The organism is Pengzhenrongella sp. (assembly GCF_036565025.1).
In the GTDB taxonomy this organism is placed as follows: Bacteria; Actinomycetota; Actinomycetes; order Actinomycetales; family Cellulomonadaceae; genus Pengzhenrongella.
In genome coordinates this window covers 1-10,371 of sequence record NZ_DATCNW010000022.1, presented here as the reverse complement: position 1 = coordinate 10,371, position 10,371 = coordinate 1, and the positions used below count along the sequence as shown (strand labels likewise).

Sequence of the window (10,371 nt, the reverse complement as noted above, 5' to 3'; positions counted from 1 at the left end):
CAACGTCCGAGCGTTGACGTCCTATAGGACGTCAACGCTCGGACGTTACGGGGTGGTCAGTGTCCGGGGCGGGTGCGGGTGCGCGGATCGGCCAGCAGGCGGGCGAGCTGCTCCAGCGTCGGTCGCTGAGAGGACTGGATCTCCCATCGCAATCCGGCGGTGGTGCTGAGTGTCAGCTCGCCGTACAGCATCACGGGAAGGACCGGGTTGGTCGCGTAGCGCCGGTCCGGGCCGCCCTTCACATTCACATAGCGCCAGGTCTGGCCGACCTGCTCGCCGTCGCGTGGGCGTTCGGCAGGTTCCTCGATGAACCGCGTGGTCGCGCTGCTCACGTCGAGCGCCTGGTAGCTCACCTGCGTGAATCGGCGGCCCTCCTCGAGGAGCACGCGGTCCGGCAGAAGATACAGCGTGTGGCGCTCCGCGCGCAGGCTGGGGATCGCGATGTTGCTGACGAGTCCGCGTGCGCCTCGAGCATCCACCTGCAGCTTGCTGCGTTGGATGAGGCTGCTCGCGCCGGCGTTGGCCTTGAAGCCGCGGGTCCCGGTCACCTGCCCGGACGCGGTCCGTCTCCAGAGCCCGGCCGCCTGCCCGGCCGTGGCGGCGGCCTGGACGAGTGCGTCGAACCAGACCTCGTCCTGGTCGTTGATGTCGTAGAACGTCACCACCGAGGTGCGCGCACCGTCGCGAAGCCGCACCCACCAGACCACAGGCACGGCCAGCAGCCAGATGACCCAGCCGTGCGCAAGGACCGATCCGAGCACGAGGGCGATGAGGATCGTGGGCCAGAAGAGGCGACGCCGGCCGGCCGCCTCGTTGAGCTGCGTCACCAGGTCGTCGGCGTCGGTCGGCGCCAGATCGTGGACGGTACTCCCCGTCGTCGCGACCATCACGATGTCCGTCGGGGCGAAGCCCTCGTTGCCCGTCGCCGGCTGCGCGGGACGGACCGCGGGCTGGGTCGATGGTCGGCCGCCAAGGGTCGCCCGGTAGTAGACGCCACCTCGACCCATGTGGACGTAGTTTCCGCGCGGACCGGTCCCGACCCGGAACCCTGGAACGCCCGCGCTCACTCCGAGGCCGGACGAGCTGAGGTTGAACCGGAAGGGTCCCGCCTTGAGGCTCTTGCGGACGTAGAAGCCCATCGGGCACTCCTTGCGCTCAGGGTCGCCGCCGCGGCGAGCCGTGCCAAACGGATCCCCAGTCGCCGGGGTCGTCCACGGGCTTTTCGATTCGGGGGACCACCGGGATCATCTCGCGGTCCTCGGGTCTGGCGGGGGGAAATGGCTCTGACCACATCGCGCGGTGATGGCGAGAGCCGGCGCTGCCGCGCTCGCCGTCGCGGCCCTGATCGGCTCCGCGGCGCTGTCCGGTCCGGCGCCCGCCCAGGCGGCCGAGCAGGTGGCCGCCTGCGAAAGCCGTCGCCGCAAGCGCGGCTCCCGCCGGGGCGGACCTGGCTGACCCGGCGGCCACGCCGTACATGGGCTGGAGCAGTTGGAGCCTGCAGTCCACCAACTACCCGGGAGTGAATCCCGGTGGCGGCGGCAGCTGGATCAGTGCCAAGAACATCCTCATCCTGGCCGTCGGCGCGGACGCCTATCGCGGGGGAGTCGCGCCGATCGTCGGCGCACCCGGCTGCACCACCAAGGACATCGTCTACCCGGACCTGCGGACCACGAACGGCTGGGACAGCAATGACAAGATCGACTACACCAGCCCGTGCTCCCAGGCGTATGCCAACTCGATCGCCAACCTGCTGGCGAGCTGGGGTGTCGACTTCCTGAAGATGGACGGCGTCGGGCCCGGCTCGTTCAAGGGCGGGCCGAACTACGACAACACCGAGGACGTCAAGGCCTGGTCCACGGCGCTGAAGGGGACCGGGCGCCCGATCCAGTTCGTGATCTCCTGGGCGCTCAGCCACCGGCAGGCCGACGTCTGGAAGGCGAACACCAACGGCTGGCGCATCGACACGGACGTCGAGTGTTACTGCAACAGCATCGTGACCTGGGACCAGTCGGTGAAGGGGCGCTGGAACGACGTCGTGCAGTGGATCGACGACGCCGGACCCGGGCACTGGAACAACCTGGACGCCGTCGACGTCGGCGTGGGCGCGATGGACGGCATCACCGAAGCCGAGCGGCAGAGCTACATGACGCTGTGGGCGGTCTCGGCCGCACCGCTGTTCTCGGGCGACGACCTGACCAAGCTCGACAAGTTCGGCCTGTCCCTCCTGACGAACCGTGAGGTCATCGCGATCGACCAGGCCGCCCATCCGGCGCGCCCGGTCAGTCAGAAGACCCCCCAGCAGGTCTGGCACGCGAAGAACCCGAACGGCAGCTTCACCGTCGCGCTGTTCAACCTGGGCAGCGAGCCGGCGAACGTCACGGCGAACTTCCGGGACGTGGGCATCGACGGGGCGGCGTCCGTGCGCGACGTCTGGAAGGGCAAGAAGCTCGGCGTCCTGAGCGACCACGTCAGCGCCACGCTGCCGGCCCATGGCTCGCAGCTCCTGACGATCACCCCGACGTCCCTCGGGGCGACGGCGCCGTCCGTGCCGACCACGGTGCGCGCGACGGACTCGACCGGAACGAGCGTCTCGCTCGCCTGGAAGGCGTCCTCGCCCACGTCCGGCGACTCGAGCTCGACGTCGTACCGGATCTATGACGCGGGCACCGAGGTCGCGCGAACGACGTCGACCGACGTGACCGTCAACGGGCTCTCGCCCTCGACCGGGCACGCCTTCACGGTGCAGGCGTTCGTCGGCGCCGAGAGCTCCGGGCCGAGCACGGCCCTGTCGATCACGACCCCCGGTGCGGCCGGCCGCACGGTGCACGAAGCAGAGGCGCCCGAGAACGTCCTCGAGGGCACCGCGAGCCGCACCGGCTGCGGCGGCTGCTCGGGTGGCGGCAAGGTCGGGAACCTGGGCGGGTCGAGCTCCTTCACCTTCACGTCGGTGCAGGTTCCGGTCGCGGGCGACTACCTGGTGTCGATCGGCTATGTGGACGGGGGCGCAAGCCGGCAGGCCGTCTTCACGGTCAACGGGACGAGCTCCTTCGGGGTCAACTTCCAGGGGTCCAACGACAACGACTGGGACACCGCGCAGACCCAGAACGTGCTCGTGCACCTCGACGCCGGGGTCAACACGATCAAGGTCGGGAACCCCGACTCGTACGTGTCGGACCTGGACGCGGTGACGCTGTAGGTCCGCTGACCGCAGTCGTCGTCCGGCGAGGCCGCTCGTCCGACGTCGTCGTTCTTCTCAGCGTGGTGCCGGGCCCCGTCGAACCTCGGCGGGGCCCGGCGCCGTCCGGCGCGCGGTCCGTGACGGTGCGGGGCCCGCCACGGCCCGCGCGGTGAGCAGGAACCGGCCCGCGCCGGCGCGCAGTCGCGTGCCGCGCCGCCAGACGGCGTTCAGCGATCGCCGCAGGTCGACGTCGCTCAGCGGGACCTCGACGAGCCTGCCGTCGCGGAGCTCGTTCGCGACCGCGAGCTCACTGAGCACCGCCGGATAGCTGCCCGAGCTGACCAGGACCTTGACCGCGGCGTTGGAGTCGAGCTCGACGACCGGGTCGGTCATGGCCGCGCCCACGGCCAGGCGCAGCGTGTCGCGCGTGCCCGAGCCGTCCTCGCGGGAGGCCAGTGGCATCCCCGCGAGCTCCTCGCGGGACACCGGGGTCCGTCGCCGGGCGAGCGGATGGTCCGGTGAGACGACCAGCACGAGGCGGTCGGTCGCCACCGGGCGGCTGAGCAGGTCGGCGGGGACTGTCGGCGTCTCGATGAAGCCGAGCTCGATCTCCCGGGCCCGCAGCGCGGCGATCACGCCCTGGGAGTTGGCCACGCGGAGGTGGACCGAGAGTGTGGCGTCCCGTCGGCGGAACTCGCCGAGCCAGGACGGGGCGAGGTACTCCGCGATCGTCTGGCTCGCGCCGATGTTCAGCTGTTCGGCCGCCCGGGCGGACAGGGCACCGCTGCCCGTCACCAGGGCGTCGGCGGCGTCGACGACGGCGCGGCACCAGCCCGTGACCAGGCGCCCGTGGTCGGTGAGGACCGCTCCGCGGGTGCGCCGGTCGAGCAGCTCGAGGCCCAGCTGGCGCTCCAGGACCTGGATCCGCTTGCTCGCCGACGGCTGGCTGATCTGCTCCGCACGGGCCGCCGCCGAGATGCTGCCGAGATCCGCGACGAGGGTGAGGACCCGCAGAGCCTCGAGGTCGAGGCTCGGGCGGTGGATCGTGGACATCGGGGCTCCTGCCGGGTCGGTTCGACCGGATTCTGGATTCAGCACTGTTTGCATGGCCATAGCCAATGGCTATGACGATATCGCGCTTTCACGGCTACCGGACGAGGCCTTTGAGGGCGAGGGTCGAGGTCGTGAGCAGTCAATGGGAGGTTCAGGAGTCATCGGCGGGTGACGGAGCGCCGGTGGAGACCGACGACGGCGTCGCGCCGGCGGCGCGGGCCTCGCGGTTGCCCGGCCTCGCGCTCGTGTTCGGGGTCGCGGTGGTCGCGGCGGTCGTCGGCCGGATGGTGCCGGTCGTCGGTGGGCCGGTCATCGGGATCGTGCTCGGGATCGCGCTCGCCGCGCTGATCAGGCCGGGCACGCGACTGCGCCCGGGGATCGCGGTCGGCGCCACGACCGTGCTGCAGGGGTCGGTCGTCGTGCTCGGCTCCCAGCTGTCGCTCCTGCAGATCGTCCGGGTGGGCGCCGGGTCGCTGCCCGTGCTGCTCGGGACCCTGTCCGTCGCCCTCGTCGGTGCCTACTGGATCGGACGATGGCTCGGGGTCACGGGCGACCAGCGCACGCTGATCGGCGTCGGGACCGGGATCTGCGGGGCCTCGGCGATCGCGGCGGTCACGCCCGTGATCGGTGCGGCAGGGGTCGACGTCGCCTACGCGGTCTCGACGATCTTCCTGTGCAACATCTCGGCGGTGCTGGTCTTCCCGGTGATCGGGCACCTGCTGGGGATGAGCCAGCACGCGTTCGGGCTGTTCGCGGGCACCGCGGTCAACGACATGTCATCGGTGGTCGCGGTGGCCGGCACCTACGGTCACGCGGCCGCGAACGACGCCATCGTGGTCAAGCTGACGCGGACGCTGATGATCATCCCGATCAGCCTCGCCCTGGCGGCACTGGTAGCGCGGCGCGAGCGCCGGACCGCGGGGAGAGCGCACCGGGTCCGGGTCGGGCGCCTGGTGCCCCGGTTCCTGGTGGGCTTCCTGATCGTCGCCACGGCGAACTCGCTCGGCCTGATCCCGGACGCGATCCACCCTGCCCTGCGCGAGGTGTCGGTCTTCGCAATCATCGTGGCGATGTCGGCCATCGGGCTGTCGACCGACCTGGCCGGCCTCCGCCGCGCCGGTCCCCGCCCCCTGCTCCTAGGCGTCTGTCTGTGGGGCGCCGTCACCCTCGCCAGCCTCGCGCTCCAACACCTCACCGGAACCCTGTAGCCGAGCTCCGGTGAGCTCGCCGCGAGCCCGCAGCCTGCGCACATCCGTGCGTGCTGCGCACATCGGATGTGCGCTGGCAACACCGATGTGCGCAGTCTGCGGTCGGGGACGGGCTTCAGCGGGCTGCCGTCAGGCGGTCACCTCGGCGGTGTCGAACTCGCGCACGTCACCCGCAGCACCCGCGCCGAGGCGAAGTCGAAGAACGGCCCGACCAGGTGCAGCTGACCGGAGGACAGGGCAGCCCTGCAGGTGACGGCGATTTTGGGCGGGAGCCTCACCCGATGGCGCCGTTATCGCACACGGGTTTCAGTCCGCGGCGAGGTCCTCGGTCGCGACCCGTCCGGCGTCGGCCGTGCGGCGCAGGAAGTCCGCGAGCAGGTCGAGCTCGGGGCCGGAGTAGCGCTCGCACAGCTGGTCCATCGAGGAGTTCATGCCCGAGTAGAGGTCGAAGAGCTCCGCGTTCCGCCGGCGCAGCCCACGCACGACGACGGCGCGGCGGTCGGACGGGTCGCGCTCGCGGGCGACCCAGCCGGCGCGCTCGAGCCGGTCGAGGATGCCGGTCATGGTTGCGGGGTGTAGGCCGGCGCGCCGGGCGAGCGCGCTCGGGCTCAACGGGCCGTGCCGGTTGATGAGGTCGAGGCAGTCGAGGTCGACGTCCTTGAGGTCCAGGCGTGCGCCGACGCGGTGGTTCAGCAGGGACAGCGCGATGCTCAGCTCGCGGAGCGACTCCTTGATCGCGACGCCCGAACGCCTGCGGCTGCGCGGGTCGTCATCGACACGTCCGGGTGAGTACCGGACCGTCATCGGTGGGAACGCGCCTCGCGGGTACTCCATCGCGCGTGCCGACGTGGCCGACGCGATGCTCGCCGCGCTCGACGACCCGGCGACGCTCGGGCGACCGGTCGGGATCGCGTACTGACGCGCGTCGGGTCGAGCGAGGCCCGCGCCCCGGGCGAGCTGCCGGGAAGAATTGTGGACGAGGTTTGCCGGACTTTTTCCCCTTTGACCAGCAAGAACGCGGTGGTTGTCCGGATTTGGCTATTTTGTGGAATTCACCGAAGACCGAACGCCGGCGCATTCCGGGGCCTATGGTGGTGGGAGGGTAACAAAAGACGTCAGGCAGCCGGCGCGTTTCTCCCGTTTGGGGGATATACCCGCGAACATCCGGAAGTTGCCATGGATATTGTCGGATCTGTCCACTCAAGGTCAGTCGTGCCCCTGGCCGGTCCGCTCACCCGGCGCGAGCTCGTCGTCCTCGCACGACTTGCGGACGACGTCACGCTCGAGCAGATCGCCTCGACGCTGTGGGTCTCCCGCAACACCGTGAAGTCCCAGGTCCGCAGCCTGTACCGCAAGATCGGCGTGTCGACCCGCGCCGAGGCCGTCGCGTGGGCGGCGTCGACCGGGCGGGCCGGCTAGGCCCGAGGCGGCGCGAGTCGCGACGACACCGCGATCGTGACCACCCCGTCCCGCTCAGGGGGCAGGGGCACGTGCGCGATCGGGACGACCGCATAGAGATCGCCGATCTGCGACGTGTCGGTGCCCGGGGGCTGCAGGGTCACCGTCGCGGCGGAGCCGACCAGCTCGGCGCGGACGCGCTGCCCGCTCGAGGTCGCGCCCGTGATGACGCGAGCGAGCGCGGGGATCGTCGGGTCGCTCCACCCAGGTGTCTGCGCCCGGGGCTCGAGGCGGCCGATGAGCCGCCACGCGCCGCCTGGCAGCTGGCCGGAATCTTCGTGAACGAGGATCCGGTCTCCGGGCAGGAGCGTGCCGATCGTCGCGCTGAGGGTCTGGGTCGGGCCGTGGGGGAGCATCGCGACCACGCGGGTCGGTGACTCCCACTCGCGCACGATCGCGGTCGCGAGCGAGGGCGGCGGCCACGGCAGCTCTCGCTCGCGGGTCGGGCGCAGCGTCACGACGGGAAAGTCGCGCTTGGGGGTGCCCGGTTGGAGGCCGACGACGAACAGCGCGTGGGTCGCCCCGACGGTGCGGTCCGCGGAGTCGGGAGGATCGTGCCAGATGCCGCCCGCTCCCGTGCGTTCGTGGATGAGGCGTAGCCGCGAGCCGTGGGGATCCCACGAGCGAACCTTGAACGACATCCTGCTCGCGGCCGCGGCCGCGGTCGTGAGCCAGGTGCTGATCTCCTGTCGTAGCTGGTGGCCGTAGAACCTGCCGTGCGCGCCCTCGCACGAGATCCGGATGGCGTTCTCACCGAGGAGCAGCCAGGACGAGTCCGGTCGGGTGTCGACCGTCGCGTTCGCGGCCGCATAGATGGGCACCCCCAGGTCCTGCGCGAACTCGTAGGCGGGGATGAGGTCCATGTCCTCGGAGAGCACGACGATCGCCTGCGCGCGCGTGCGGCCCGCGGCGATCTCGTGGGCGCTCCGCGCGATCTGCATCGCACACAGCACGTCGACGAGCTTCTCCTGGACGCTCCCGCGTCGCTCGATCAACCGGCCCACCAGCGCGTGCCCGATCGGGCTTGCGTTGACTGTCGCCGCGAATGCGGCGTTGGCCTCGAGCCCCCGGCTCAGCCGCGCGGAGGGGTTCGACGCCGTCGTCGTCGTCGCGATCCCGACGTAGACGTCGACCACGTCGAAGCCGTACGGCCGCAGGGCCTCGACCACGCCGCCGACGACGATCCGGCGGCCGGCCCCGAACTGGCGACGGGAGGCGCCCCAGAAGTTGCGCGAGTCGACGACGACGACGGCGGGTGTCAGGGTCGACGCGCTCGCCACGGCCAACGCGGTTACGCCAGGCCCAGGCGCGCGTCGGCGTCGTCGGGCGACTCGCCGTCGTACGCCGCACGCAGCTGGGCGATCTCGATCTTGCCCATCGCCAGCATCGCCCGCATGACCCGGCTCGACCGGGCGGGATCCGGGTCGGCGAGCAGCTCGAGCACGTAGCGCGAGACGTCCAGGATCCTCGAGTTCTTGAAGATCGAGACGTAGTGCTCGGCGGCCTTCTCGGCCTGGTCGTCGAACCACAGGAAGGGGGTGATCGCCGCCATCGCATCCTCCGTACGTCGTCGCAGGCGGGGTGGTGATTTCATCGTAGCCAGGGTCGGCCGGGTGCCGCGAGGTGGGCTCAGCTCTCCGCGAACGCTCAGTTCTCCGCGAGCACCGAGAGGATGTTGCCGGCCGGATCCTTGAACCACGCGATGTCCGGCCCGTGCCCGCGCATGATCCCCTTCTCGTCCTCGCCGAAGCCGTACCTCTCGAACTCGACGCCGCGCGCCACCAGTTCGTCGACGGCCGACTCGACGTCGGGCACCGGGAAGTTGAGGATCGTGAACGTCGCCGGGATGTGGCCCTCCTTGGGGTAGACAAGGATTCCTCGGTCACCCGCTAGCTGCAGGCGGAGCATTCCGTTCTCCTCGGACAACGCAATTCCGAGCGTCTGGGCGTAGAACTGCCGCGCGTTGTCCAGGTCGTCCACCGAGAATCCACTGAATGCCTTGGTGTGCTCGAACATTGATGCTCCCTCTCCAGCGGCGACACGACGATGTGCAGGACTGACGCGCTTCGACCGTATCCGCCTCGGGACCTCACGCGTCCACCCGGGCGGCGTCCTGCCCGACGCCGTCCCAGCGTTCGGAGACGACGCTGAACCCCTCGGTGCCCGGGCGCGGCGTGTTGTCGAGGTGGTGCCACTCGGCCGCGAGGTACTGCACCTCGACGTCGGCGCGGTCGGCGGCGATCAGCGCGCCGAACGCCATGCTCCGACGGCCCTTGGTCACGTCGACGACGATCTCGGAGGCGTGCAGGCCGTGCCGCTCCATCCAGTCGATCGCCTCGGTGACCGACTGCTCGACGTCGCCCATCGCCTCGGCCTCGTTCCGGTCCCAGACCCGGATCCGGCTGGCGGCCACGGCGTGCCCGGACACGGCCATCAGCGGGCCGAGGAGCGCGGGCACCACGCCCCGCACCTCCGACTCCGGGGTCGCGATCAGGGCGAGGTACTCGAGCCGCGCGGCGGTCGTGAGCAGCCGGGTGAAGGTCGTGCCCGGATCCGCCGAGTCCAGCCCGACCAAGACGACCAGGCCTCGGCGTGCCGCGAGCTTCGCGGTGCCGGGCTGATCCAGTCGCGCCGGGCGCAGCGAGGCCGCGAACCGGTGCTGCCAGCGGACGAACAGGACCGTGGTCACCGCCGCCGACACCACGACCGTCGCCCACAGGCCCAGCTCGCCGAACTCCGCCGCCGACCAGGACGTGAGCGCGTTGACCAACAGATAGAAGGTCGCCGCCGCGGCGGCGACCAGTCCGGACGGGATCCCGGCGACGTGCCGGACCCGAGCCAGGGCCAGGCGCATGAGAAGCCTCCGAGTCCGCCGTCGCGACCCGTGAACAGGCCGTCCAGCAGTCCCGACCCTAGACCTGTCGGAGGTTCGGTCTCGCAGGTCCCGGGCCCGGCGGGGCGGTGAAACTGGGCAGAAACGTGCGGGAAACCCGATCGGACTAGGTTCGCCGTACGCCACCTGGAACAAAGGGAACTCATGCTGCGAACCACCGCTCGGCAAGCCACCGAAGAAGAAGCCCGCACTGATGCGGAGCCGCGGTCGCTCGCGTGGATCGCGCGCCTGGTGAGCCTCGACACCACCAGCCGGGGGTCGAACCTCGAGCTCATCGAGGTCGTGGCGACCGAGCTGCGGCGTCTCGGGCTGACGCCCACGATCCTGCCGAACGAGGACGGGACCAAGGCCAATCTCGTCGCGACCATCCCCGCGCACGACGGCGGGATCGACGGCGGGATCGCGCTGTCCGGGCACACCGACGTCGTGCCGGTCGACGGTCAGGACTGGCACACCGACCCGTTCGCCCCGCAGGTCCGCGACGGGCGGCTGTACGGGCGCGGCACGTGCGACATGAAGGGCTTCCTCGGCGTGGTGCTGGCCGCGCTGCCGGACCTCGTCGCGGCGCCGCTGCGCGAGCC

General features: G+C 70.9%; 12 protein-coding genes. 5 read left to right on the top strand and 7 right to left on the bottom strand.

Annotation, left to right across the window (positions count from 1 at the left end; translation table 11 throughout):
• Window positions 1-56: 56 nt before the first annotated feature.
• Window positions 57-1,139, bottom strand: coding sequence for a DUF4236 domain-containing protein (locus VIM26_RS01100; RefSeq protein ID WP_331948465.1), 1,083 nt, complete (start codon window positions 1,137-1,139; stop codon window positions 57-59).
• 163 nt (window positions 1,140-1,302) lie between these two features.
• Here VIM26_RS01100 and VIM26_RS01095 point away from each other — a divergent pair, with 163 nt between their 5' ends.
• Together VIM26_RS01095 and VIM26_RS01090 are read left to right on the top strand one after the other, a co-directional pair.
• Window positions 1,303-1,455: a hypothetical protein gene (locus VIM26_RS01095; protein ID WP_331948464.1), complete on the top strand. Its 153-nt coding sequence runs from the start codon at window positions 1,303-1,305 to the stop codon at window positions 1,453-1,455.
• Window positions 1,456-1,474: 19 nt separating this feature from the next.
• Window positions 1,475-3,196 (top strand): CBM35 domain-containing protein, encoded by a 1,722-nt coding sequence (locus tag VIM26_RS01090; RefSeq protein ID WP_331948463.1) that lies wholly within the window; start codon window positions 1,475-1,477, stop codon window positions 3,194-3,196.
• A gap of 57 nt (window positions 3,197-3,253) precedes the next feature.
• Here VIM26_RS01090 and VIM26_RS01085 read toward each other — a convergent pair whose 3' ends face one another.
• The gene (locus VIM26_RS01085) at window positions 3,254-4,231 is read right to left on the bottom strand and encodes a LysR family transcriptional regulator (protein ID WP_331948462.1); all 978 of its coding nucleotides are present in this window, start codon (window positions 4,229-4,231) and stop codon (window positions 3,254-3,256) included.
• A 182-nt stretch (window positions 4,232-4,413) separates the two neighbouring features.
• Between VIM26_RS01085 and VIM26_RS01080 the strand changes: the two genes are divergently transcribed.
• On the top strand, window positions 4,414-5,439 hold the full coding sequence (locus VIM26_RS01080) for a YeiH family protein (RefSeq protein WP_331948461.1): 1,026 nt from the start codon (window positions 4,414-4,416) through the stop codon (window positions 5,437-5,439).
• 306 nt (window positions 5,440-5,745) lie between these two features.
• Here VIM26_RS01080 and VIM26_RS01075 read toward each other — a convergent pair whose 3' ends face one another.
• Window positions 5,746-6,273, bottom strand: coding sequence for a MarR family transcriptional regulator (locus VIM26_RS01075; RefSeq protein WP_331948460.1), 528 nt, complete (start codon window positions 6,271-6,273; stop codon window positions 5,746-5,748).
• Between the two features lie 378 nt (window positions 6,274-6,651).
• Between VIM26_RS01075 and VIM26_RS01070 the strand changes: the two genes are divergently transcribed.
• Window positions 6,652-6,858: a helix-turn-helix transcriptional regulator gene (locus tag VIM26_RS01070; RefSeq protein ID WP_331948459.1), complete on the top strand. Its 207-nt coding sequence runs from the start codon at window positions 6,652-6,654 to the stop codon at window positions 6,856-6,858.
• On the opposite strand, the gene VIM26_RS01065 is transcribed toward VIM26_RS01070, so the two are convergent.
• From VIM26_RS01065 to VIM26_RS01050, 4 genes are all read right to left on the bottom strand, one after another.
• The gene (locus tag VIM26_RS01065) at window positions 6,855-8,177 is read right to left on the bottom strand and encodes a hypothetical protein (RefSeq protein ID WP_331948458.1); all 1,323 of its coding nucleotides are present in this window, start codon (window positions 8,175-8,177) and stop codon (window positions 6,855-6,857) included. The genes VIM26_RS01070 and VIM26_RS01065 overlap by 4 nt on opposite strands.
• A gap of 11 nt (window positions 8,178-8,188) precedes the next feature.
• Window positions 8,189-8,491 (bottom strand): VOC family protein, encoded by a 303-nt coding sequence (locus VIM26_RS01060; RefSeq protein WP_331948457.1) that lies wholly within the window; start codon window positions 8,489-8,491, stop codon window positions 8,189-8,191.
• 53 nt (window positions 8,492-8,544) lie between these two features.
• Window positions 8,545-8,913: a VOC family protein gene (locus VIM26_RS01055; RefSeq protein ID WP_331948456.1), complete on the bottom strand. Its 369-nt coding sequence runs from the start codon at window positions 8,911-8,913 to the stop codon at window positions 8,545-8,547.
• A 73-nt stretch (window positions 8,914-8,986) separates the two neighbouring features.
• Window positions 8,987-9,751 (bottom strand): hypothetical protein, encoded by a 765-nt coding sequence (locus tag VIM26_RS01050; RefSeq protein WP_331948455.1) that lies wholly within the window; start codon window positions 9,749-9,751, stop codon window positions 8,987-8,989.
• Between the two features lie 183 nt (window positions 9,752-9,934).
• Here VIM26_RS01050 and VIM26_RS01045 point away from each other — a divergent pair.
• Window positions 9,935-10,371: M20/M25/M40 family metallo-hydrolase (locus VIM26_RS01045; protein WP_331948454.1), on the top strand; the 437-nt coding region annotated here is incomplete at its 3' end.